Origin of the sequence: Oceanirhabdus sp. W0125-5 (assembly GCF_027938815.1) — a bacterium.
Taxonomy (GTDB): domain Bacteria; phylum Bacillota; class Clostridia; order Clostridiales; family Clostridiaceae; genus Oceanirhabdus.
The window spans coordinates 1,352,104-1,378,009 of record NZ_CP115913.1 but is presented as its reverse complement, the minus strand read 5'-3'; the positions used below and the strand labels follow the sequence as shown (position 1 = coordinate 1,378,009).

Annotated in this window: 23 protein-coding genes; 10 read left to right on the top strand and 13 right to left on the bottom strand. The window is 30.9% G+C overall.

Translation table 11 applies throughout. The features are described 5' to 3' along the window. Window positions 1-6: 6 nt before the first annotated feature. Window positions 7-711 carry a hypothetical protein gene (locus OW730_RS06635; protein ID WP_271228278.1) on the bottom strand — a complete coding sequence of 235 codons (705 nt, stop codon included), beginning with the start codon at window positions 709-711 and terminating at the stop codon, window positions 7-9. A 75-nt stretch (window positions 712-786) separates the two neighbouring features. After that, complete coding sequence (locus tag OW730_RS06630) at window positions 787-1,791, bottom strand: CotS family spore coat protein (protein WP_271228277.1); 1,005 nt, start codon at window positions 1,789-1,791, stop codon at window positions 787-789. A 520-nt stretch (window positions 1,792-2,311) separates the two neighbouring features. On the opposite strand from OW730_RS06630, the gene OW730_RS06625 reads away from it, so the two are divergent. Next, entirely contained in the window at window positions 2,312-3,445 is a 1,134-nt protein-coding gene (locus tag OW730_RS06625; RefSeq protein WP_271228276.1) for a glycosyltransferase family 4 protein, read from the top strand. A 41-nt stretch (window positions 3,446-3,486) separates the two neighbouring features. Here the strand turns inward: OW730_RS06625 and larC are convergent, their stop codons facing one another. From larC to OW730_RS06590, 7 genes are all read right to left on the bottom strand, one after another. After that, a complete protein-coding gene (larC, locus tag OW730_RS06620) occupies window positions 3,487-4,674 on the bottom strand; it encodes a nickel pincer cofactor biosynthesis protein LarC (RefSeq protein ID WP_271228275.1) in 1,188 nt (395 codons plus the stop codon). A 21-nt stretch (window positions 4,675-4,695) separates the two neighbouring features. Continuing rightward, window positions 4,696-5,433, bottom strand: coding sequence for a flavodoxin family protein (locus tag OW730_RS06615; RefSeq protein WP_271228274.1), 738 nt, complete (start codon window positions 5,431-5,433; stop codon window positions 4,696-4,698). 34 nt (window positions 5,434-5,467) lie between these two features. Then, entirely contained in the window at window positions 5,468-7,132 is a 1,665-nt protein-coding gene (locus tag OW730_RS06610) for an SH3 domain-containing protein (RefSeq protein WP_271228273.1), read from the bottom strand. Window positions 7,133-7,669: 537 nt separating this feature from the next. Next, window positions 7,670-8,155 (bottom strand): hypothetical protein, encoded by a 486-nt coding sequence (locus OW730_RS06605; RefSeq protein WP_271228272.1) that lies wholly within the window; start codon window positions 8,153-8,155, stop codon window positions 7,670-7,672. Window positions 8,156-8,696: 541 nt separating this feature from the next. Further along, the gene (locus tag OW730_RS06600; protein ID WP_271228271.1) at window positions 8,697-9,890 is read right to left on the bottom strand and encodes a glycosyltransferase family 4 protein; all 1,194 of its coding nucleotides are present in this window, start codon (window positions 9,888-9,890) and stop codon (window positions 8,697-8,699) included. 145 nt (window positions 9,891-10,035) lie between these two features. Then, window positions 10,036-11,052, bottom strand: coding sequence for a lysylphosphatidylglycerol synthase transmembrane domain-containing protein (locus tag OW730_RS06595; RefSeq protein ID WP_271228270.1), 1,017 nt, complete (start codon window positions 11,050-11,052; stop codon window positions 10,036-10,038). Further along, a complete protein-coding gene (locus OW730_RS06590) occupies window positions 11,052-12,086 on the bottom strand; it encodes a glycosyltransferase family 4 protein (protein ID WP_271228269.1) in 1,035 nt (344 codons plus the stop codon). Before OW730_RS06590 ends, OW730_RS06595 begins: the two co-directional genes overlap by 1 nt. 263 nt (window positions 12,087-12,349) lie before the next feature. Here OW730_RS06590 and OW730_RS06585 point away from each other — a divergent pair, with 263 nt between their 5' ends. From OW730_RS06585 to OW730_RS06550, 8 genes are all read left to right on the top strand, one after another. Beyond that, window positions 12,350-13,507, top strand: coding sequence for a DUF3798 domain-containing protein (locus tag OW730_RS06585; protein ID WP_271228268.1), 1,158 nt, complete (start codon window positions 12,350-12,352; stop codon window positions 13,505-13,507). A gap of 274 nt (window positions 13,508-13,781) precedes the next feature. Beyond that, on the top strand, window positions 13,782-15,398 hold the full coding sequence (locus OW730_RS06580; RefSeq protein WP_271228267.1) for a sugar ABC transporter ATP-binding protein: 1,617 nt from the start codon (window positions 13,782-13,784) through the stop codon (window positions 15,396-15,398). Further along, window positions 15,398-16,444: an ABC transporter permease subunit gene (locus tag OW730_RS06575; protein WP_271228266.1), complete on the top strand. Its 1,047-nt coding sequence runs from the start codon at window positions 15,398-15,400 to the stop codon at window positions 16,442-16,444. Before OW730_RS06580 ends, OW730_RS06575 begins: the two co-directional genes overlap by 1 nt. Before the next feature lie 2 nt (window positions 16,445-16,446). Beyond that, on the top strand, window positions 16,447-17,739 hold the full coding sequence (locus tag OW730_RS06570) for an ABC transporter permease subunit (RefSeq protein ID WP_271228265.1): 1,293 nt from the start codon (window positions 16,447-16,449) through the stop codon (window positions 17,737-17,739). Window positions 17,740-17,890: 151 nt separating this feature from the next. Beyond that, entirely contained in the window at window positions 17,891-18,445 is a 555-nt protein-coding gene (locus OW730_RS06565; RefSeq protein ID WP_271229527.1) for a sigma-70 family RNA polymerase sigma factor, read from the top strand. Then, the gene (locus OW730_RS06560) at window positions 18,442-18,786 is read left to right on the top strand and encodes a hypothetical protein (protein ID WP_271228264.1); all 345 of its coding nucleotides are present in this window, start codon (window positions 18,442-18,444) and stop codon (window positions 18,784-18,786) included. The genes OW730_RS06565 and OW730_RS06560 overlap by 4 nt, the downstream gene beginning before the upstream one ends. Beyond that, window positions 18,783-19,268, top strand: coding sequence for a zinc ribbon domain-containing protein (locus OW730_RS06555; protein ID WP_271228263.1), 486 nt, complete (start codon window positions 18,783-18,785; stop codon window positions 19,266-19,268). Before OW730_RS06560 ends, OW730_RS06555 begins: the two co-directional genes overlap by 4 nt. Before the next feature lies 1 nt (window position 19,269). Continuing rightward, window positions 19,270-19,650, top strand: coding sequence for a hypothetical protein (locus OW730_RS06550; protein ID WP_271228262.1), 381 nt, complete (start codon window positions 19,270-19,272; stop codon window positions 19,648-19,650). A gap of 291 nt (window positions 19,651-19,941) precedes the next feature. On the opposite strand, the gene OW730_RS06545 is transcribed toward OW730_RS06550, so the two are convergent. From OW730_RS06545 to OW730_RS06535, 3 genes are all read right to left on the bottom strand, one after another. Beyond that, window positions 19,942-21,278, bottom strand: a protein-coding gene (locus tag OW730_RS06545; protein WP_442945378.1) for an IS3 family transposase whose coding sequence is annotated in 2 segments (ribosomal slippage) — window positions 19,942-20,897 and window positions 20,897-21,278 — 1,338 coding nt in all. Because the reading frame shifts where the segments join, the coding sequence is not laid out codon by codon here. Between the two features lie 209 nt (window positions 21,279-21,487). Further along, window positions 21,488-22,774, bottom strand: coding sequence for a uracil-xanthine permease family protein (locus tag OW730_RS06540; RefSeq protein WP_271228261.1), 1,287 nt, complete (start codon window positions 22,772-22,774; stop codon window positions 21,488-21,490). 619 nt (window positions 22,775-23,393) lie between these two features. After that, complete coding sequence (locus OW730_RS06535; RefSeq protein WP_271228260.1) at window positions 23,394-24,245, bottom strand: ATP-binding protein; 852 nt, start codon at window positions 24,243-24,245, stop codon at window positions 23,394-23,396. A gap of 147 nt (window positions 24,246-24,392) precedes the next feature. Between OW730_RS06535 and OW730_RS06530 the strand changes: the two genes are divergently transcribed. Then, window positions 24,393-25,070, top strand: coding sequence for a Crp/Fnr family transcriptional regulator (locus OW730_RS06530; RefSeq protein ID WP_271228259.1), 678 nt, complete (start codon window positions 24,393-24,395; stop codon window positions 25,068-25,070). Between the two features lie 296 nt (window positions 25,071-25,366). Here OW730_RS06530 and OW730_RS06525 read toward each other — a convergent pair whose 3' ends face one another. Continuing rightward, window positions 25,367-25,615 (bottom strand): HPr family phosphocarrier protein, encoded by a 249-nt coding sequence (locus OW730_RS06525; protein WP_271228258.1) that lies wholly within the window; start codon window positions 25,613-25,615, stop codon window positions 25,367-25,369. Window positions 25,616-25,906: the final 291 nt, after the last annotated feature.

Here is a 25,906-nt window from a genome sequence, read left to right as displayed (position 1 = left end):
CCACCTTCAAATTATTGAATCTCCATCTTGAATTATCGTTCTCTGAAGCTTCTCTCTATATCTCTCAGGTGACCAATCTTTTTTTCCTTGAAAGTATCTTAAACAGTTTCTCATAAACTCATAGGGGTATGATAAACATGATTGAATATATATTCTGCTGTTCTCATCCAACTCCTCACATTCTATAAACTCTTCAGCTATACTCTTCCAATCCAGAATAATATTTTTTCTCTTCAACCTTACAATAAACTTAATTAAATCATTTTCTACAACATCATATCCACATTGAGATATGTCCATAACCATTACAGGATAATTTCCAATAATATTTCCTAATTTACAATTCCCTACGCATATCTCTACTCTTTCCATACTCCGTCTTAAAACAGATATATAATTATCAAACCCATTATAATCTAAAGCTTTCTTAGCCCTTTTAAGGATTTCACTTCCATCTTTTAGAATCATATCTTGACAACAATCTTCTGCTCCATTAACCTTAAGTTTCTCAATATGTCTATTAACTTTTCTATATAATATCTTATATTGTTCAAATAATATACCATTTCTATTAGGTAATTTCTCTATCATGTAATTATCAAATCCCATAGCCTTACGATGAAATTCATTCATAGACAAGATAAATTTCTGCACATCATTATATGTTATTGTTATTTCATTATTATTAGTCATTTTATTCATATTCCCCATATGAAATTCAGTGACCAATACACCTCTCCTGATAATATATTCTTTAAAATTAATTAACCGATCCACTATATCACCTCAAAGCTTAAACAACTTAAATTCGTTAACAAACTCTTGTCTCTCTTCTCTATCAACTAGTATCTTCTGAAGCTTCTTTAAAAAGAATTCTTCTCCCCAAGGCTGTTCCTCCCAATAATACTGTATTCCCACTTGCCAGAAAGCCTGCGGAAACTCAATAAAGGCTGACATAATAGGTATCTCATTATTATATATGACTTTTTTGTCATTATAACAATCTAAAATAAATTTTGCATTCTCCATGCTCCACTTTCCATTCTTCATTCTTCTTATAAGCAAACTTGCTAGATCATGAAGGTGTGAGTCCAACATGCAGTAATCAAAATCTATTATACTTACATCTCCATTGTTACAAATCAAAACGTTATGATTTGCATAGTCATGATGACAAAAACCATGTTTGGTTATCTCTTTTTTCATTACAAATCTATAATCACTTTTCTTTAAGTTATCAACAGCTCTCTCACATCTGTAAATTTCTTTTTCAATTTCATTAAAATACTTAATATCAAATTCACTCTTATTTTGTTTCTCAATTATTCTTCTTTTAAAATCCAAAATTTCATCTCTTCTAGTTAAAAATATTTCAATCCATCTATTCCATCCCACTCTTGGTCTCATCTTCTCATTAAGTTGAAAGCCAATACTTTTTTTATGCAGTTCTGCCAATTTCTCTGAGGCAACCTTAATGTCTAATGGGTTATCATAATTGCACTCTCTAGAACACATCCATTCAGTTAAATATGCATATTTTCCATCTAATTCAATATATTCTTCACCTTTTACTGATTTTATAAACTTTGGTATATACTCGAAGCCATTCTTCTGAAGATGTTTCATTGCAGATAATATGAAAAGGAAATGCCCAAATTTATACTTTATAACCTTAAAGCAATAATATCTTCCTTTCACTTTAATTCTGTATACATTTTTGATTTTCTTTATAGATTCAATATTAAATCCATATGCCACTTCTATTGAATTTTGTACATCTCCTATATTCAACTTAGGCCTCCCAATAAAATATTCTATGTTTTAAAATTTGTAACCGTACTTAATTTGATTCATAATAGATAACCATTATGACATAAAACATAACTGAACAGTTGAAAATGGAAAGTGGAAAACGATGGAGGTTTTGCTCCGTAAAACTATATTTTATTGTTCTATAGAACAAGAGTGGTCTACTCATTTTATCTTTAGATAAAATATTGTAATTTAGAATACAAGGTTTCATTTAGATGAAACGAGTAAACTATTCTTATCCGAAGAACAATATGATTAAAATTTCTCGAAGAGAAATATCCTACGTTTTCAACTTTCAATTTTCCACTTTCAACTTGCTTTTCTAAAGTACAATGGTTTCTTATTACGAATCCCCAGTTATCAATACAAGTATGTTTAATTTAAAACAAAATATATTTACTATGTAGTATATGAAAATTATTATTAATATGTGAAAGCACACTTTTTTATGTTTATTAATATACTAACAATATACTCTATACTCGTTAGGAGTGATTCAATGAAAATAGCCATAGATAGTCGAAGTGCCACATGGTATCATGGCACTGGTATTGGTACTTATACTGAAAACCTTCTAAGAGAGCTTCTCTCATTAGATTCAGATAACGACTACTTACTATACTGGTCTGGCAAATGTAAAGATTATATATTAAAAAATCCTTGTAAAAAAATATTAACCTCAAAGAAACATCATAGATTTTTTCAACAACATTTTTTCCCATATAACTTGCAGAAAAATAATATTGAACTGTATCATGTTCCTCAAAATGGAATAGGACTTAATAATGAAATTAACTGCTTAAAAGTTGCAACAATACACGACCTCATACCGTATATTATGCCTGAAACAGTGGGAAGAGGTTACCTATGTAAATTTTTAAAAGAAATACCTAACATAATAGACTCTTGCGATGGACTTATCACTGTATCTGAATATTCTAAAAGTGATATTATGAGATTCTTTCCTTCCTTCGATCCTGACAGAATATTTGTAACTCCTTTGGCTACAAACTTTAACTTCTGTCCATTAAATAAGGAAACCTGTAAAAACTTTCTTAAAGAAAAATATAATATAAACAATAAATTTATATTATACATGGGAGGATTTAGTGATAGAAAAAACGTTCATTCATTAATTGAAGCCTATGCTAAAGTACGTTCATCATTAATTGAAGATGTAAAGCTTGTTATATTAGGATCATATAGAGATAAAAGTCAAAAACTTGTCTCCATGTGTACTGATTTGAAGATTGAGGATCATGTTATTTTTGCTGGCTTTATACCAGAAGAAGATGTGAGTAGTTTTTACAATGGTTGTGAAGTTTTTGTATACCCATCCTTTTACGAAGGATTTGGACTTCCACCTTTAGAAGCTATGAGTTGTGGAACACCAGTAATATGTTCAAATACAACTTCTATTCCTGAAGTTGTTGGTGATTGCTGCATTCCAATTGATCCGTATAAAGTAGATTCAATAAGTGATGCAATGTGTAAAATTATCCATGATGATACACTAAAAAGTACACTATCAAAGAAGGGATTAGAAAGAGCTAAATTATTTTCTTGGGAAGATACAGCTAAGAAGACCATTAATGCTTACGAAACCATTAAGAAGCTTTCCTCTTGTCCCTAGCACCTCCTAAGGAGGGCTGTTAATATAAATGGCAGATGAAGTTATTTCTTCATCTGCCTTCTAACGTTTTTAACAATGTATTCCTCTACCTGATTAAAGGATATCCCATTCTCTTTAACAATTTTCTTAATATCTTCATATTCACCTTTAAACTTCACCACTTCATCTCCAATTAAGGCACTCTTTACTTTAATATGTCCCCATGGCGTCATAAGTTCTTGAACTTCTCTTCTCATCATAACCTTATCAACTAAGTATTTTCTAATGCCTAATGAAGTTGTATTCTTAAAAATAAATTTAATTACATCATCGCTTATATTTTCATTACATAATACACCTAATTTTACCCCTGGTCTGGATTTCTTCATAATAATATTTTCAATAAATACATCTTTTGCACCTATCTCAAATATTTCTTCCATGATAAAATCAAATCTCTCAGCTTTCATATCATCAATATTACACTCAATCATTAATTCTCTATTCATTATAAAGTCATCTTTATTTTCACCTTCTGAAACTTCCCCAATATGTACTCTTAAAACATTCGGTATATCCATATCACGTGTTCCTACACCATATCCGGTTTTTAATATTTTATACTGTGGTGTATCTGTATACTTGTCTACATTTCCTTTTATAATTGCCGCTCCAGTTGGAGTTGTTGTCTCAAATTCAACAAGCCCACTTTTTACAGGAACATCTTTAAGTATCTCACAAACAGCTGGTGCTGGAACTGGTATTATCCCATGAGCACACTTTACAAAACCTCCACCTAACTGCACTGTAGAACACCAAATCTCATCAACATCCAAATATTCAAGGCATATAGCAGCTCCTACAACATCAACAATAGAATCAATTGCACCTACCTCATGAAAATGTATCTTATCTAAGGATTTATTATGAACTTTTCCTTCAGCTTCTCCAATTAATATAAACATATCCATTGCACGTTTCTTAATATTTTCACTCAGTTCACTTTTATCAAGTATTTCTCTTATATCATTTATATTTCTGTGAACATGACCTTCTTCATATTTAACATCTACTTTTGTTCCATAAATCCCATGTTTACCTTTCTTAGAAAACTCTATATTGATCCCATCTATATTTAATTTCTTTATCTCACTTAATAACATTTCTTTAGGTACACCTATATCTATCAATGCACCTAAGTTCATATCACCACTTACCCCTGAAAAACAATCATAATATAAAATCTTCAACACTTTTCCTCCTTAGTAATACTAAATAGATTTCTTAACCTTTTTGTACATCATCTTATAAAAAGCTTTTGATAGCACTTTATTCAAGGGATTTATTTTACACTTATAAAAATAATCGCTCTCAATCCATCCCTTTTTAATCCAATATTCTTCATCATGCTTAAGCACCTTCTGAGCAAGGACTTTCTGAACACTGAACATTATCAACATATTTAAGGAAGGTTTAAATATTTCACTCCCCTTTTCAAGATTTACGATAAACTTTTTTATTTCTTTTTCAGTCACTTTTTCTTCAAGGTTAATCACGTTTCTTTTAACACACCCTGAAGGATATGCTCCCCATTCAACAGCAAGAAGATTCATGTATTTCTCAGTTTCCCTAAGTCCTCCTCCTGAAGTTGTTGCCAAATTAAGTATTGGCTTTCCATAAAGCTCTGTCCTATGAAACCATTTACATGTTCTATCTGCAAAAGTTTTAAGTCTACCACAAATATTGAACATATATACTGGTGTACTCATTACAATACCATCTGCTTTAACTAGTTTTTCCATTATAAACTTAGCATCATCATTAAGAGGGCACTCTCCCCCTCTAAGACACGTTTCACACCCTATACATTCTTTAACCTTATGCTTCATAAGATGTACAATCTCAAAATCATATCCCTTTTTCTTTAGGATTTCCCCAATTTCTTTAAGCTTTCCAATAGTATTTCCATTTACTCTGCTGCTGCTTATTCCTACAATCTTCTTCCTCAATTTAACCCCTCCAAAGTATTTTAATGAATCCCCCTTAATTAAGTATCTTTAAATAGGATTTATATAGATTGATATAAGATTTTCCTGATCCAGATAACATATCTAAAGGAGTAACTGCCATTCTGAAAACATCTTCGTATCTCGTTCCTTTTTCATCCTTAATAGTTGCTCCAGTAAAATTATGAATTATATAATCTCTATCTTTCCATCTTCCAATATACATAACTTCATGTCCATTCATAAAAATCAGATCCCCTGGTTCAAGTTCCTTAACCTTATCATATCTACTCTCTGTATCCAACCCATTAAGATTTATACTTCTTCCATATGAAAGTTCTTGTTCATCAGTGTTCCTTGGAAGATATATTCCCATAGTTCTATATATCCCCATTATTGTACTTGAGCAATCTCTACCGACATTTTTATCCCCCCATGAATAAACTGTCCCTTGTAGTTTGAATGCTTGTTTTATTATGTTTTGTCTTGTAGCTTTAAGATATCCTTCTGAATAATCAATGTTATTTATATTTGCTTGAACTATTTTCAAGTTTCCATTCTCATCTCTTATTGGTAAAGAAGCATATATCCTGTCTCTTTCCATATCTTTATACCTTATGGGTAACTTTACCCCCATAGAATAAAAATATTCCTTTCCATCATATTCAACACTAACTCTATCCTGAGTGATCACAATAAAATCTTCTGCCTCAATAAACTTCTTAACCTCTTCTCTACTATCAAAGGCTACATTACCTCTTTTCATCCAACCAGCATAGTTTTCTCCCTGAACAAATAACCAATTTTCATCAAGACTCTCGTGTAGAACAGCTACTCCCTCTCCTGCTTCAAGAGCGGTTTCCTGTATCCTATCAAATCTATCCCCTTTTACTTTGTGAAACTCAACATCAGTAGGAAATGATCTAACATCACTTCGTGTTGTAACCACCCCATATCTTAACTTAGTTTCATCCTTAATTTGTTCCTTATTAGTATTTTTAATTATCTCCTCATAAAACCAATCTTTTAGTTCTATTCCTTCTTTATTGAACATGATTCTACTTGGGATCTTGTATTTATTTATCATTTTCATTATCTCATCTTTAGCTATTGAATCTCTTAATGAGTATATATCAAACATAGTATCTACATTTTTAACATTTGCACTATTAATTGCCTCAATATCTTTATAAACATTAACCTCTTTTATATTATCTATCCAAAATTCATTATTAAGCATTTCCTCTTCTACTTCATAATGCTTAAATATGTTATTATCTAAACTTATTCCTTTCATTACTAAAGTTTCTACATTAAATTTAGAAACTATTTCCTTATCAAAATCTGAAAATCCATCTTTAGAGGTTTTCAAGTTACTTTTAATTATTAGGTAATATGCTCCTCTCATATATCCTCCCTTTGGTGGGTATATGAGTATTGTCTTCTTACTTTTATCAGCATACTTAACCTTTATTCCAGATACAGCTTCTTTTGCTTCTTTATCTTTAAATACCCCAATATTATCTAGTGACTCTTCTAATATTGGAACATTAAATACAATTTTCCAAACCTTATCACAATCATAAAATCCTTGCTTTATAATAAATTCACTCTGAACTGCTTGTACACATTGTCCAGCAAATAATAACATACACAACAGTATAATTCCTAACTTAACTAATTTTCCATCAAAACCTCTCATCTCAATACCTCATCTAATAAAATTTGCCTCTATAGATATCTCAGTTCAATAATTGATTTATACATGTCCATAACTCATTGAAGCGCTGAGATTTTGAACAAGCATAAATCAAATTTCACGGTAGAATCTCTATATATTATATTTTACAATACTTCTTCATAAAGGCATATATTATTTTTATTTGTTAATAATTTATTTAGAACCGAACAGTATAAAAAACAAATGGATAATGGATAATTGAGAATGGAGAATGATGGATGTTTCTGACTGACGTCAGAAACTACATCTTATTGTTCTTTCGGACAAATGTTTTTTTCCTCATTTTATCTGAGATAAAATATTGTATTTTAAATATAGGCTATGTGTGAAAGTAATCTTGATAATAGTGTAATTTAAAGGGAACCTATTTTTTTGAGGTTCCCATGTTTCTTACTTATTACACTAAACTCTTTTATTATGTATCAAGCAATTTCTTTATTTAGTACATTAAGTAAGAATGTTGCGTATGAATTTCCGATTATAATTTATTAAGAAAGATTAGTTTTTTATAGGAATATTATATAAATCAATAAACTGATTTATTGATTTATTAAGTTCTCTGATAACTTCAAATACTGGCTGCAATGTTTCTTCTACACCATCTATAAATAAATCAATATGAAATTTTAGAGTTTTTCCAAATTGCCTTCCATAAGGAGTTACTGGAACAAGTGCATAAGGTCTTAATTGGATTTTAATTCCATTTCTTGCATTATCTCTTACGAACCAACTAATAAATTCAAGTGTATGAAGACTTTCAATTGAATTATCCAAGGTAAATTCAAATTGTACAAGCACTTCATTGTCAAGCCCACCATTAGTTCTTAAGAGGGTTGCATGAGGTAAGTGTGAGTATTGATGTACCTTTAATAATTCTGAATCCACGGTCTCCAAATTATCTATCCCACACTCTATGGTGGAAATGCCTTTTATTCTTAGAATCGTATTATGGAAATTTTCAATATCTAATGGATACTTATTCATTCCTGCCTCCTATATTTATATATATATTATTGTTGCTATATAATTCGTCCTATTTTACTATGTTGCAATCAAACTATACATTCTTTGATTCATAGAACAAATATGTTGTGCAGCAATTGTTTGATATATACCTAATTATACAGAAATTGCATTTGAGTTTCAAAATATACATTTGTAATGGGTATGTAATTTGAACATTATTTTTAAACATAGCTTAAATACAACTAAGTTTTCAATTATTTTTTATTAATTCAACTTTTAGAATCAAAAGAAAGTTGATGACATAATAAAATTGTCACCAACTTTCTTTGTATTAACAATGCTTAATTGACATTAAAATAAACAAATCTTTGATTTTTATTAGAAGAATATATTTTTCTGATTTTTTAAACAGTATAATCTTGAGTTTCAAGTACAATGTTTAATTATAAATTAAACGAGTAACCCCCTATTGTCCAAAGAACAATAAAATTAAAATTTCTCGTAGAGAAATGTCAATCATTCTCCATTCTCCATTCTCAATTCTCCATTACGGTTCTATTTACACTGTTCTCTCAATTTTATTTTGATTATGAAGTTCAAAAACTTCTCTATATAAATCACTAACCTTCTTACCAAAATGTTTTGATGATAAAGGTTCTATTTCATTAAACGCTTGTTCTGCTATTGTACTTCTTTTAGTGTTGTCATTTAATGTATCCTTAAGAACATGTGAAAGTTCATGATCTTCTTTAAATATTAATCCATTTTTCTCATGTTTTAATATATCTTCTAGATTCTTATCATATTTTGCTACCACGGGTACTTTTGCTGCCATTGCTTCTGAGAATGTCAAGCCTTGTGTTTCAGTTATGGATGCACTAACAAAAACATCTCCAAGCTGATAATATTTACCTATATCTTTCCAAGGTTTCTCCCCTGCAAATATTATATAATCAGATATTGATAACCTATCAGCTAACTCTTTTAACTCCTCAAGAGCTGGTCCATCCCCTACAATAAGCATTCTTATAGTATCATCCTCTTGTATCAATGTTTTCATTGCATTAATTACAACATCAATACTCTTCTCTTTTGCAATTCTACCTATAAATAAAACAACTTTATTATCATTATTTAATCCAAACTCTTTCCTTAATTCATTGCCTTCTTCACTACTGTGATTTTCTCTTTTAAAAGGCTCCAAATCAATTCCAGTAGGAATAATCTCAACAAAATCATGCTTTAATCCATATTCCTCTAGCTTATCTTTAACCTTAGATGTAGGAACAATGACCGCATTACAGTCTTTACAATAAGCTTTGCTTACTCTCTTTGCAAACCCTGCTGCTGGTTTCAACATAGATGTTGGTGCGATATAATGAACATAATCCTCATACATTGTATGATACGTATGTATCACAGGTAAACCTAATCTTTTAGCAACAATTCTTCCGAATAAACCTATGCTAAATTCAGTTTGTGTATGAATTATATCCAAATTAAGCTTTTTAATTTTTTTCCATATCTTAGTAGAGTATACACTACCCACTCTTTGAGTCTTTAGTGGTAGAAATGGAATACTTGGAAGTCTTAGAATATTTTCTTCTTCCTCTATCTTAAGTTCAGGATGCTTTACAGTTACAATAGTAACGTTATGCCCTAAGTTTTCTAATTCTTTTTTTAAAATTTTTGTGGATGTAACAACACCACTTATTACTGGTGAATATGTATCCGTAAATATACCAATGTTCATAATACTCCAGCTCTCTTTCTTAGGCTATTCAATCAATATGCCTTAATTCTTTTAATATCATCAAATTATCTTTTCATTCTATATAAATATATAGATAAACTACTTCTACTATTAATGTATATTAGTATAGTTTATCTCTAGTTAATTATTTTGCCTCTAAAAGTCCTTTTGCATATGAAGTTCTCATAAGTACAACTGCTCCAAAAATCAAACAAGAATAGAATGTTACTATTCTCCATATTAAAATACCTGTTAATATATTTTGTTCTTGGAAGAACAGTTTAAAGAACATGTAAAATCCTCCTTCAGCTCCACCTGAAGCTCCTGGTAAAGGAATGAATGCAGTCAGCATCATAACAAATGAATTAGCTGCAATCATATTAATCAATTGCACATTTCCACCCTCAAAACTGTAATACACAAAATAAGGTATTGCAAAAAATACTGTAAGTTGTAATGTAGTGTATAAAATAGCTTGTGCAATAACCTTTTTATTTCTCTTTAGTATTACAATATTATGATGAAATTTCTCTATTTGTTCCTCAACTTTCTTTTCCATACTCTCAATATCTTTAACAATCTTAAGTTTGTTTAACAACTTATTTAAGAAATTGAAAAAAGAGTGTGTAACTTTTTTATATTTAGCAAATACAAGTAGTGCAATTATAACCCCTGTATTTATTAAAAATCCAATCATACTCAAATAAAAAATATTTTGAAGTTTTCCCTGAAAGAAAGGTGCCTTCCATACAATCAGTACTATAGAATATACTGTAAGTACTGATTGGTATATAATATATTTCATCATAAGAATAGATCCTGCTCGCCCTGCTCCTATTCCTTCTTTTGACAATGCAAAAAGCTGTGCCGGTTGTCCTCCACTAGCAAAAGGAGTTACAGAGTTAAAGAATTGCCCTATCATCGTCACTTTAAATGACTTCTTCAAACTACTTATTTCAGTTAAGGAATTCATTATAATCTGTAAAGTTTTGCTCTCCAAAATCCAATATAAAAACATACATAAGAATGCACCAATTATCCACCATAAATTCAAGGAAGTTAACTGTTCAAAAAGGCTTTCCCAGCCTTTTGTGAGCGAAATAAATACAACAAGAACAAGCCCCGATGCTCCTCCTATTATTAGGTTAATCTTGTTTTTCATTAATTTCCTCCTCTTAATGAGTTCAAAGTCATGTCATAAAACTTTTTCCAAAGCTTAGTTACATTTTCCTCACTATAATAGTATGCCCCTTCCTTAGATTTTTCCACGTAAAATTTATTAAACTCTTTATCCTCTTTTAATCTATTAATAATATCAATAAATTCATCATTTGAATTTCCTTTAGCATAATAGTCAAAAAGTATATTTTCATAAATATCTAAATCTCTCAAAAGGATTGGTGTACTTGTGTTCATAGCTTCTAATATTGCCATGGGGAATAATTCATTATACGATGGCATAAAATACACATCACACATATTAAAAAGATCATTCATTTTTTCCCTATCAACTATACCAGTAAAAAGAACGTTCTCAGGAGGATTATCAACTACTCCTTTTAATTCCTTATACCCATCAGTTATATTCCCAAAAGAGAATCCACCAGCCCATACAAATTGAATATGGGGCATTTTCTTTGCTATATTAACAAAATCCATCACACCTTTTCTTGTTTGCACCTGTCCTACAGCTAAAATCACAAATTTATCTTTATCGATTTTATATTCTGCTCTAACTAAATCTTTCTTTTCTTGCTCAATTTCATAAAACCTTTTCTTAGAAACAAAATTTGGTATGTATATAATTTTTTCTCTATCTATCCCATGTTCCTCTAACTTAGCTATAAAATTAGGATTAACAGTTACTAGATAATCCATTTTTTTATAGAAATCAATCATATATTTAAAAAATACCTTTTCAGCAATCTTAGGTAATTTTAAACTACCTTTTATTGTTTCTGGAATAAAATGTACATATCCAACAGTTGTACCATTTGATTTAGCAAATGGAATACCCAAATAATGCTTTAAGTCTATGGTATGATAATGTGTTATATCTGCTTTTTTTAATTTATTTATATTTACATCATATTCTTTTAAATTATTCTTAACTAAATTCACCTGTTCTATATATGCTGAGCCAACCCCTTGACCTTTTATCTTATCCGCTGATGAAAACATATTTATTGTAGGCATAAAATCACTCCAATCTATCCTTTTTTATTTCACTCTTTTATCATCCTATAAAAATTATAATTCTTAAAAATAAATAAATCTTTAATTAAACCTTAAAATTTCCTTAAATTTTTAATTATTCCAATTAAAAAGGGTTTATATACTAATTTACCCACTCAAACGAAAATTATAATTCTAAATTCTTCATATATGAATATATATTAATTAAGTTCATAAAAGTCTAAAGAGTTTCACTATGTGACTCTATTTACAGGGGGGAATTTATGTTTAAAAAAATTACTACTATTCTTTTATTAATTTTTGTTGTTTTCTCTTTTAGTTCTCTAACTTCATGTGGTAAAGAGAACAATGGAAATGAAACTAGTAAGGGTGAAAAGGTAGCCTATAAAATTGGTATAATGACTGGAACTGTAACTCAAAATGAAGAAGAGTATAGAGCTGCAGAGAGAGTAAAAGCAAAATATGGAGATATGATAATCCATCAGACATCTCCTGACGACTTCATGAAAGAACAGGAAGTTACCATTTCTAACGTCTTGTCTATGGCATCTGATCCAAAGGTTAAAGCAATAATTATTTGTCAAGCTATACCTGGAACATCTGCTGCTATTGATAAAGCACGAGAAGTGAGAGATGATATCTTATTTATCGTAGGAGTTCCTGGTGAGGACCCTGATATGATAGCTTCAAAAGCAGATATAGTTCTTCAAGCAGATGAACTTGGAATGGGTACAGCAATTATTGAACAAGCTAAAAAACAAGGTGCTAAAACTTTTGTTCACTATTCATTCCCAAGACATATGTCTTATCAACTTCTTTCTATGAGAAGAGATATATTTAAAGATAAATGTAAAGAATTAGGAATCGAATTTGTAGATGCTACTGCTCCAGACCCAACAGGAGATGCTGGTGTTCCAGGTGCTCAACAATTCATACTTGAAGATGTACCAAGAAAAGTTGCTGAATATGGTAAGGATACTGCATTCTTCTCAACAAACTGTTCAATGCAGGAACCACTTATAAAATCATCACTTATTGAAGGTGCTATTTATCCTCAACCTTGTTGTCCTAGCCCATATCATGGATTCCCAGGTGCTTTAGGAATTGCCATTCCAGAAGATAAACAAGGGGATATCCCATATGCAGTTGAACAAATTAAATCTAAAGTGGCTGAATACGACGGTACAGGAAGATTCTCTACTTGGCCAGTACCTATAAACATGATGTTTATTGAAGCTGGTGCAGAGTATGCTATAGCATATCTTGAAGGAAAGACTGATGGAAAGAATGATTCCGAAAAGTTAACAGAATTATTCAAGGATTATGCTGATAATGAGCTAACAATGACAACTTATACAAACAGTGAAGGAAATGAATTAGATAACATGTATTTAATCCTTCTTGATTATCTTACATTCTAAAAAAGATCAGAATTATAATAACTTGAGGCAGGATAATATCCTGCCTCAGGATGTTGAAAAAGCCCAATCTCGGCGTCACTATGGCTCTCTGTGCTGCTCTGGTACACAATTCGTACATTCCACTGCTCGTTCGCCTAGTTCCTTGATCTTGGACTCTTTCAACACCCTGAAATTCTAAAGACAGAAAACAGAGTGAAAACAATATATTGTAACTTTGTCAACAAGCTCAGGCAGGATAATATCCTGCCTGTTTGAAAAGGAGGTTAAATAACCCATGAGTAAATTTGTATTGCAGATGGATAATATATCAAAATTCTATGGCGAAAATCAGGTTTTAAAAGATATAACGTTAAAAATAAAACCTGGAGAAATCCATGCACTTATAGGAGAAAATGGTGCTGGTAAATCTACTCTTATGAACATACTCTTTGGAATGCCCGTAATAAATTCAACTGGTGGTTTCAAGGGAAAAATTCTATTAGATGGTGAGGAAGTTAATATCTCTTCTCCTATGAAAGCAATGGATTATGGAATAGGTATGGTTCACCAAGAATTCATGTTAATTCCAGGCTTTACAGTTACAGAAAATATCAAACTAAATCGAGAACGAACAAAGGACAACCCTATAAGTAAATTATTAGGACCAAAACTTAAAACTTTGGACACTAAAAGAATGAAGGAAGAATCACAAAAAGCCTTAAATAAACTTGGAATGGATATTGACTGCTATTCCAAAATAGCTGGATTGCCTGTAGGACATATGCAATTCGTTGAGATTGCACGAGAAATTGATAAAGATAACATAAAACTCTTGGTATTTGATGAACCTACAGCGGTATTGACAGAAACTGAAGCAGATATTTTATTGAAAGCCATGAAGAAGATAGCAAAATCAGGCATTGCAATAATATTCATATCACATAGGTTAGATGAAATAAAAGAAATTGCAGATACAATAACCATACTTAGGGACGGTTCATTAGTTTGTAGTGATGTATCAACGAACTTTACTACCAAAGATATGGCTGAGAAAATGGTTGGTCGTACTCTTGATATATCTTACTCTTCTAATATAAGAAAAGAATTTAAGAACTCTGAAGTTATAATGACTATTAAAGACCTAAAAGTTGATATGCCTGGTGAATCTGTTAAGAAGGTTGATCTTGATATATATAAGGGTGAAATTTTAGGGATTGGCGGTCTTGCTGGTCAAGGTAAAATAGGAATAGCCAACGGTCTAATGGGATTATATCATAGTTCTGGTAACGTAACATTTAATGGAGAACCATTCACATTAAATTCTCCTCTATACTCTCTTAAGAATAAGCTTGCATTTGTTTCAGAAGATAGACGAGGTGTAGGACTTCTTCTTGAGGATTCTATTGAAAACAACATTGCAATATCAGCAATGCAAATTAACAATAAATTTTTACTTGATCTTAAATTATTTAAACTAAATAATTGGAGGTCTATTCGAAGAAACGCCTTGAAATATATAAAAGATTTAGATATTCGCTGCAGCAGTCCAACTCAATTTAGTGGTCGATTAAGCGGAGGAAATCAACAGAAGGTTTGTGTAGCACGTGCCCTAACTCTAGCCCCTGATTTACTTCTTGTATCAGAACCAACTCGTGGAATAGATATTGGTGCTAAAAGATTGGTTCTGAATCTCTTGAAGGATCTTAACGAGAAATTTGGACTTACAATAATCATGACCTCCAGTGAGCTTGCAGAACTGAGATCTATAAGTCATAGAATTGCAATCATATCTGAAGGACAGGTACAAGGTATACTCCATCCAGATTCAGATGACTATCAATTTGGACTGCTTATGTCTGGAAAATCCTTAGATAATCTTAACCAGATTGATCAAAAGGAGTGTGAAAAATAATGACATCTACTATTAATTCTATTTATAAAAAACTAGGACTTCCAAGAATAATTATAATAAGTTTATTGGTTTTTGTTTATATATTAGCATACATCTTAAAGATACCTTTCTTCGGACTATTTGAAAGTCATCTAGTTCGTATGGGCATGAATGGACTATTAGTTCTTGCCATGGCACCAGCTATAATGTCTGGTGTTGGAATGAACTTTGGACTACCTTTAGGTATTGTATGCGGACTTATTGGAGGGTTAGTATCCTTAGAGCTTAATTTAAAAGGATTTGCAGCCTTTTCTGTGGCAATTATAATCGCTATTCCACTTGCTAGTCTTGCAGGTCTCTTATATGGAAAACTTCTTAACAAAGTTAAAGGATCGGAGATGATGGTTGCAACCTATACTGGATTTGCTATAACCTCATTGATGTGCATAGTTTGGCTTATACTTCCTTTCAATAATCCAAAATTAAGATGGCCTATTGGTAAGGGTTTAAGGACAACAATTTCCCTTGTTGATAGCGGTTTAGATAAACTATTGAATAAATGGTTATCCTTCTCAGTATTTGGTTGGTTTGATTTCCCAACTGGGTTGATATTATTCTTTCTAGTTATGTGCTTATTCATGTGGATTTTCTTCAATACTAAAACTGGAAGAGCAATGAAAGCTGCCGGAAGCAATCCAAAATTTGCAGCAGCAACAGGTATAAATGTAGATAATCAAAGAATATTAGGTACAATACTTTCAACTATCCTTGGTGCCATAGGTATTATCGTATATGCTCAAAGCTATGGATTTTTCCAACTATATAAAGCACCACTGATGATGGCATTTCCTGCTGTTGCAGGAATATTAATAGGAGGAGCCTCCTCCTCAAAAGCAAAGATATCTCAGGTTATTCTAGGAGCCTTTATTTTCCAAGGTCTATTAGTTGTCTCCCTACCTGTTGCAAGTAAACTCATACCAGAGGGGAATTTATCTGAGGTAATGAGAGTTATTATTCAATATGGAATAATACTCTATGCCTTAACAAAAGCAGGAGGAGGTAAATAGTTATGAAAAAAATATATGAAAAGATATCAAATAATATGGTAACATTCATATTTATAATTTTATGTATATTAGGTATGATTTTCTCAAAACAGCCTCTCTCCTTCATATTTGCTGAGCTTGTGAGAAGAATAGGCCGTAACTCCTTCCTTGTTCTATCCCTAATTATTCCTGTTATATGTGGTATGGGATTAAACTTCGGAATTGTTATTGGCGCAATGGCTGGTCAAATTTCAATAATCATGGTAACTAACTGGATTATTAAAGGAGCTGCTCTAGCATCTCCACTTGGATTGATAATCACCATCGCAATAAGTACTCCATTCGCCATACTATTTGGCCTTTTATCAGGTATGCTATTGAACAAGACAAAAGGGCAAGAAATGATTTCAAGTATGCTTCTAGGTTTCTTTGCAAATGGATTGTACCAACTTTTATTCCTATTTCTTGTAGGTAAAATAATTCCAGTTAATAATCCTGTAATAATAATGGCTAATGGTGTAGGTGTAAAAAACACCTTAGATCTTAGCGATGGTTTAAAATATACATTAGACAACATAGTTTCCATTGGCTTCTTTGCATTCATAATAGCCTTAAGTGCTCTAGCCATTCTGTATTCAATATATAGATACGTAAAAAATGAAAATGAAAAATTTCAAAAAAGATACATTCATCATATAATTATTTATTTAGTTGTTATAGTTGTTGCTGTTGTTATTATTGATCCTCTTGGATTATTTAGTGGAACTTCATCATCTTTTATTAAACAACTTAATATGATATCAAAGATAAAGATTCCCCTTATTACCTTGCTAGTAATACTGTGTCTATGCCTATTCAACGTACTTATTGTGAAGACCAAGGCAGGTCAAGATTTCAGGTCAGTAGGTCAAGATATTCACATAGCTGAAGTATCAGGAATCAAAGTTAATAAAGTTAGAATTAAAGCAATAATAATATCAACTGTTCTAGCTGCCTGGGGTCAGATAATCTTTCTTCAGAATCTTGGAACACTGAATACTTATGGAAGCCATGAGTCGATTGCCATGTTCTCCATAGCTGCCCTATTGATAGGTGGTGCTACTGTTTCAAAAGCTACAGTAAGTCAGGCCTTATTAGGAACTATACTGTTCCATACACTATTTATAGTTTCTCCTCAAGCAGGTAAGAATCTCTTTGGAGATGCTCAAATAGGAGAACACTTCAGAGTATTCATTGCTTACGGAGTTATAGGACTATCTCTTGGTCTACATGCTTGGAAAAAATATTCAAACAAGAAAAAAGCTTTAACCGAATAAATTAGATTTTATAAAAGACATTATTTGAAGCGGACCTTCGGGTCCCCTTCTTTTTTTATCTTTAATTATTTTAAAGTTTTTTTTATTTTTAGTGAACAAATACAAAACTCATACGTTAATAAATAATGAGAGGAGGGTTATTTTGGAATACATGCACTTAAATTCAATAAAATCAAATATAATCAATGTAAGTTTCGAAGATCTTTTCTACACAAATAAAGATTCTCTTTACAAACTGTGTTATAACCTTTGTAAGAATACACCTGATTGTGATGATCTCTTTCAAGAAACCTGGTTAAAAACCTACAGAAATTTCTCCTCATTCAAACCAGACAGCAATTTCAAGAGTTGGTTATTTTCAATTTGTTATAACACTTACAAAGATAAATATAGAAAAGATAAGAGATGGATAAACATTATTAATGATTTTTTATCATCTGAAGCTAAAGAATTGATGATGGATAATATAAGCGATAATAAGATGACTCCAGAGGAAACAGTCTGCTTAAATGATGAGAAAGAAATTCTAAAAAATCATATATCTCATTTAAAAGAAAAATATCGAATTCCACTTATAATGTTTTATTTTAATAACTTACAGTATAAAGAGATTTCCCAAATACTTAATATACCCGTAGGTACTGTAAAATCCAGAATAAACAAAGGCAAAAAATTGCTTAAAGAAAAAATGGAGGGATGTGAATGACTATGAAAAAAGATAAAATGGATGAACTTTTATATTCTATTTCAGAAGAAGAAAGTATACCTGATGAAATTCTTGTTAAAAGAACTCTTAACAGAATAAGATATTCTGCTCATGAAAAAGAAGATTATTCAAAACGCCTTTTGGGTGTAGCACTAATTCTCTTTACACTATTGAATTGTCTACTACCAATAGCTCTGTTTCCAATATTTAAGCAACTTTCATTTATATCAGTAAACACGATTTTAGCTTTAGGCATTTCCTTTAGCCTAACACTAAATAGTATATTAGCACTTGTTATAGTCTATTTTAAAAAGTCAAATATCCAGGAGGCAAAAATATGAATGAAAAAAACTTTCCTTTTAAAACTTTATTTATAGTATTAATGTCGATTTTAGGTTTATTAATCCTTGGAGGTTCAGGGTTATTTATTTTCGCAGCCATGAATGATCCCTTTTTCCCAGAAATTATGTATTTAGTTATGGTGCTTGTATTTATTTTAGCAATAGGATTATTATCCGTTATTAGCACGTTTATATATAAAGATGCACCAAAACACAATATGGATCCTTGGATGTGGATGTGTATTGCAGTCTTTGTACCTAATCTATTAGGATTACTAATATACCTTATAGTACGAAGTGACAATAAAACCCCAAGAGTCCAATGTATAAGTTGTGGAAATAAAGTTAACGAAGAATATAATATTTGTCCTTATTGTGGAAATTCTTTAAATTGTAAATGTACTGAATGTGGAACAAAAATTTCTCCAAATTGGATTATATGTCCAAAATGCGGTTCAGAAACAAAAAAGGATGTGAAATAATATGAGACAAAAAATTTCAGGTTTAATAATAATATGCTTAATTTTTTTAATTACAGGATGTTCTACTAGAGTTATGAGTAAGAGTTCTGAGTCATTCAGCTCTATTAAATCTTCCTATCACAAATTCTCAGGATCTGAATCAAAGCGAATTAACTGTAAAGCTGGATATGAGGTAAAAGTAGACTGTACTACCAAAGTTGAAGAAGGAACACTTACAGTTACCTTAATAGAAAAAGGAAACAAAACTCCTTTATATACATTCAAAAATGATGAAGATGATAGCTACACATTTACAGCAGAGAAAGGTAAAAAATATTATGTAAAGATTGTTGGAGATGACACCAAAGGAAGCTATAATATTAAATTTGATAAGATTAATTAATTTTCTTAAAACATGTAATATATTCTTTGAGTATGAAACTTTATAAAACCGTAATGGAGAATTGAGAATTGAGAATGATGGATGTTTCTGCTTACTCAGAAACTACATCTTATTGTTCTTTAGGACAATATAGGTTGACTCATTTTATCTATTGATAAAATATTGTATTTTAAATTCAATATTCCTGTTTATTAAAAGATTAAGAGACTTAGTTTCCTTTTAAATCATTAATTAAAAAAGCCATCCTAATTTTTAAAATGTACCCTTTGTCAAGGACATTATAAAAAAAGACTATGCAGCAGCTTGAAGATGATTTCTGAATGATACAGGAGTCATCTTCTTTAAATTCCATTGATATCTGTAATTGTTATAGTAATCCATGTATTCATCTATTTCATCTTTAAGCTCGTCCAGAGCTGTGCATGATTTAATGTAAGCCTCATCCTTAAAATGTCCAAAGAATGATTCTTGAGGTGCATTATCCCAACAATTTCCTCGTCTAGACATTGATTGTCCTAATCCAAAACTTTTCACTAACTTTTGGAAATTGGGGCTAGTGTAATGTGCTCCTTGATCTGAATGGATAAAGGCATCAGGGGCAAGAGTAATATCTTTATTATTCAATAATTTATATATTGTATCAGTGGCGATATCTAGCGATAAGCTAGTGGCTACGTTATAAGCTAGTATCTCATTAGTAGAACCGTCTTTAATCGTAGATAGATATGCTCTTTTGTTATTACCATACGTTAGATAAGTTATATCTGTAAGCAGTACTTTTCCGGGGATATTTTGTTTAAACTCTCTATTCAATAAATTAGGGACAACTCTGTGCTCATGGGTGGCTTTCGCCATTCTTCTATAAGGATTAGCCTTCCTTATGGGGCAAACAATGTTGTATTTTCTCATTATTCTCCTTATACGCTTTAAATTATATACAATACCAAACTGACCGTCTAATGTCAGTTTAATTTGACGAGCACCTTTTTTACGATTCTTGAACTTGTATGCTTTTAAAATCAAGTCTTTTGCTACTTCATCACAAAGCTCTCGCTTATTTCTTGATTCCATGGCTGTTGCAGAAAAATAATTATAGTATCCTGACCTTGATACGCCCGATAGATTACATAAATAACTAATCATATTTTTCAAGTTATATTTTTTAACTGTATCTCTTATTATTATAAACTTGTCCTTAGGAAGTATTTTTATTTCTTTCGCGTCATCATCCTTTCCATCATATCGAGCTTTTTTAGAAGTTCGTTCTCAGCTTTCAGTAAATTATTTTGTGCTTGGAGTCGTGCATATTTCTCCTCTAAAGAAAGCTCTTTAGTTGTTGGCTTTCCTGAATTGTTTCTTCTTGTATCAGCTAAACCACATACACCATTATGTCTATAAGCAGCTCTCCACCTTTTACCAGATGATCTTACTCTTTCAATTCCTATGATATCTACATCAAATCCACATTCTTCGAATATTTCTCTAGGGAATTTTCCGTTCTGATTCTCAGCTATAAAGATTTTTTTGAATTCATCAGTATACGTAATTGCTTTATTAGTGACATTTTTTACGTATTTGTTTTGTGCCAAAGTTTCTATTTGTTCTTCTGTAAATATCTTTTTACTCATTTTTTATCCCCCGAATTCTCATTTATTTAATTATACATAAAAATACCCTATAAAGTAGACTTTTTTTATAGTGTCTACTCTATAGGGTACATTTTATTTTTTAGGATGGCTTTCTTTGAAAATTGTCATTGTATATTTAGATATTCTGAAGAATGAAGAATATCAACAATATTTTTTCTTTATTCATTCTTTTTTATTCTCTATTTTTATTATATTTCAATTCTATCAGCTTTAGGTGTTTTGAATACAAAGCCTAGTAAAATGTTTAATATTACCCCAACTAATGCTGCAAGGCTTAATCCACCGATACTAACAGACTCTGTTATTGGTACTGAAATGTTGATTCCTATATACTTTTGGAAATATGTTCCGTACAGTCCTAAGAATAATATTACTCCCATTACAGTACAGTTTTTAATGTTAAACTTAACATTATTATTCTTTATTGTCTTAGCTCCAACTAAAGATATCATTGAGAATAATACTAAACTTATACCACCCATTACGAATACTGGTATACAGTTTAAGAATCCTCCAACTTTTCCTAAGAATCCTAGAAGTATAGCGAATACTGCTGCTAATCTTAATATTGATGGGTCATAGTTCTTAGTTAGTGCTAGAACTCCTGTGTTTTCTCCGTAAGTTGTGTTTGCAGGTCCCCCCATGAAACCAGCGAACAATGTAGCAAGTCCATCTCCTAATAATGTTCTATTTAAACCTGGATCTTCTATAAAGTTCTTCCCTACTACTGATCCGTTAGATGTTATATCTCCTAAATGCTCCATGAATACTGCTAAAACAACTGGTGCAATTACCATTATTGCTCCCATACTGAATTTTGGTAAATTAAATGCTGGAATTTGTAACATGCTTGCTTGTGAAACTGTTGTTAAATCTACTAATCCAAAGATTGCTGATACTGTACATCCCATAACAACTCCTATCATTATAGATAACTGTTTTGAGAAACCTTTTCCAACTACACTTACAAGCACTGCAGTTCCAAGTGTTATCCCTGCTATTATATAATTTCCTGATGCCATATTAATTGCTACTGGTACAAGATTTAGACCTATTACCATAATCATTGGTCCAACCACATGAGGTGGTAATAATTTTTTAATCTTATCTACCCCAACTTTATTTACAAGTAATGAAGCTAATACATATATAAGACCAGCTACTACTATTCCGCCCTGTGCATATGATAAATCTCCGTTGTATGCTACCTTTACAGAATTAATTACCCCTATGAATGCAAATGATGATCCTAAAAATACAGGTACTTTTCTCTTTGTTACAGTGTGGAATATTAAAGTTCCAACCCCTGCACACACAAGTGCTACTGATGGATCAAAACCAGTTAAAATCGGTACTAGCACAGTTGCTCCGAACATTGCAACTAGATGTTGAAGTGCTAAAATCACCTTCTTAACCCCTGCTAATGAACTGCTGTTTTCTCTGCTCTTACTTCTCTGTAATACGCTTTCACTCATTTAATTTACCTCCCTCGATTTTTTGGAGAGAGCCCTCTCCTTCTCAGTCTCTCTGTACTGAATTAAAGATTCTAATAAAAAAACTTCTTACCTATTGGCAAGAAGTATCAACTCGAAATTATATATACTCATCCCCTATTGTTCTATTGCATAACATTTTATGGGTATGAAATATACGTACTCTTATGATCATCTTGCCAATCTCTCGGACTGGATTAAAGATTAATTACTCTTATTGGACATGTTATCATATTATTGTATGTAATACAAGACCCCTTTAGAATTTTTTTGTTAAAAAAATAAAAAGCCTTTAGAAGACGTAGAAAAATCTATATGTAGGAAACTTTTAAAACAAATGTAGAATTGAGAATGGAGAATGATGGATGTTTCTGCTGACACAGAAACTACATTATTATTGGTCATGAAACAAGATAAGTTTGCTCGTTTCATTTAAAATGAAACATTGTATTTCAAGTACAATATTTTATCTCAAGATAAAATGAGTTAAAACCTGTTGTCCTAAAGAACAATAAAAATGTAGGTTCTGACCTTTGGTCAGAACCATCCTTCATTCTCCATTATACATTATCCATTATCCATTTCTTTTTAATAAGTCCTTCTAGAAGGATTTATTAACAATGTTTCCTTCAGTATCAATAGTTACTTCTTCATAAGGAACGATTGTTCCAGCCTGAAGAATTGCTCCTTTTACTGATTCAACAATTCCTCTGCAGCATGGTACAGACATTCTTACAACCTTAATACTTTTGATATTATTATATTTAATAATTTCAGCCAACTTGTTTTTGTAGAATTCATTATCATCAAGTTTAGGACATCCGATTAAGGTAATTCTTCCCTTAATGAAGTCTCTATGGAAGTTAGCGTAAGCATATGCAGTACAGTCAGCTGCGATAAGTAAATCTGCATTATCAAAGTATGGAGCATTAACATTTACAAGCTTGATTTGAACAGGCCATTGCATTAATTGAGCTTTATCAATCTCAGTGTTGACTCTTGGAGTAACAGTCATAGCTGGTTTAACGAAACCTCCATTATTTAATCCATTAGCTGTAACATTAAGGATACCTTGCTCATTAATTAATGATTTAATGTCTTTCTTATCTCTTGTTATAGTTTTAGCCATTGATCCTTGGCAACTGCATCCCCCTGTTCCATGATTATGTCCATGCTTCTTCTCTTCAGCTTTCTTTTTCATCTCTTTCATCTCCTGCATTCTCTTTTCTACAGCCTCTTCATCATATTCTGCTGCTTCTCTTTCAATTATTTTTATAGCATCCGTAGGACAAGCAGGTAAACAATCTCCTAATCCATCACAGTAATCATCTTTTATTAATTTAGCTTTACCATCTATCATCTCAATAGCCCCTTCATGACAAGCAGTTACGCATAATCCACATCCATTACATTTTTCTTCATTTATCTCAACAATCTTTCTTATAACACCCATTCTATTCACCTCTTATATATAATAATTTTCTATATCTCATTCAAAGTAACAAAAGCCATATCAAACATTTTTTCTTTTGTTTATGACTAAAGTATACTATAATAATGATAAAATAATAGTAACCTTAGTTACCGAGGAGTGTTTTTTTTGAAAAAAGATTTTCTGCCTTTAAAACAATGTACTTTATTTAACAATTTTGATGAAAATTCTTTAGAAACTATATTAAAGAAATGCAATTACCATATAGAATCCTTCTCAAAAGGAGAATCCATAGCCATAGAGGGTGATTCAATAAAATCTATTGGAATTATTTTAGAAGGAAGTATTGAAGTGCAAAAATTATTTCCATCTGGAAGATTCCTCACAATGAGTAAACTTTCCTCTGGGGATATATTTGGTGAGGTAATTATATTCTCAAAACGAACTACCTACCCCGCTACTATAACATCAGTGACGAAAAGTAAAGTCCTCTTCATTGAGAAGAATGATATACTCCATCTATGCAGTGAAGAAGATATGTTTTTAAAAGCCTTCATGGGACTACTTTCTAATAAAATTCTAATGCTAAATAAGAAAGTAACTCTACTATCTCATCAATCTATTAGAGAGAAGATAGCAAACCTACTTTTATCCCTTTATTCAGAACAGAAGAACTTAACTATTACCCTAAAACAGAGTAAAAAAGAAATTGCTGAAAGCTTTGGAATTCCTAGACCCTCTCTCTCTAGAGAGTTTATAAAAATGAAAGATGAAGGAATTTTGGAGATTGATAAAAATAAAGTAACCTTAATAGATATTGAACTTCTTGAAAACATACTAATGTAAAAAAGTGCACGCAAACGTGCACTTTTTTTTAATGTATAATGTATAATTGATAATGTATAATGATGGATGTTTCTGCTAACGCAGAAACTACATCTTGTTGTTCTTTAGTCCAAAAAGTTTTTACTCATTTTATCTTAGATAAAATATTGTATTTATACTACAATGTTTCATATAAAATGAAACGAGTAAACCTATCTTGTCCAAGGAACAATACAATTAAAATTTCACAGAGTGAAATGTCAATCATTCTCCATTCTACATTATACATTATACATTATACATTATGTTTTTAAGTCCTATTCCATCATTCCTCTAACAAACTCTACCGCTTCTTCACAATCACTTCCAACTGCTTCAATAATTACCGTATCTCCAATTTTAATATTCATTGCCATTAAAGATATTATACTCTTCATATTTCCATTCTTATTTTCATGTTTTAAAGATACATCACTCATAAATCTTGATAGTTTTTCTGAAATATCAATAAGTTCTGCCATTTGTAGATCTTTAGATACCTTGAATTCAATACATTTATTATTCATACTACTCCTCCTAATAACTAAAAAATTAACCTTTATTATTTTGATTTCAATTCATAAAAATCTCTAAATTTAATAAAATTTAATCATATCAATTGTGTATCTTTTTCTAAAATTTTAGAAACTTTTCTCCAGTCGTATACTTAATAAATTAAATTTATCACATTAAATTACTAAATGCAATTAATAAGAAAGGTGTGTATTTCAAAATGTGAAAAAAAGAACTTTTTAATAAATTATTAATTGTTTTTAAAATAATTTATTTAAATCTAATTTTCTATATCCACCTATCAT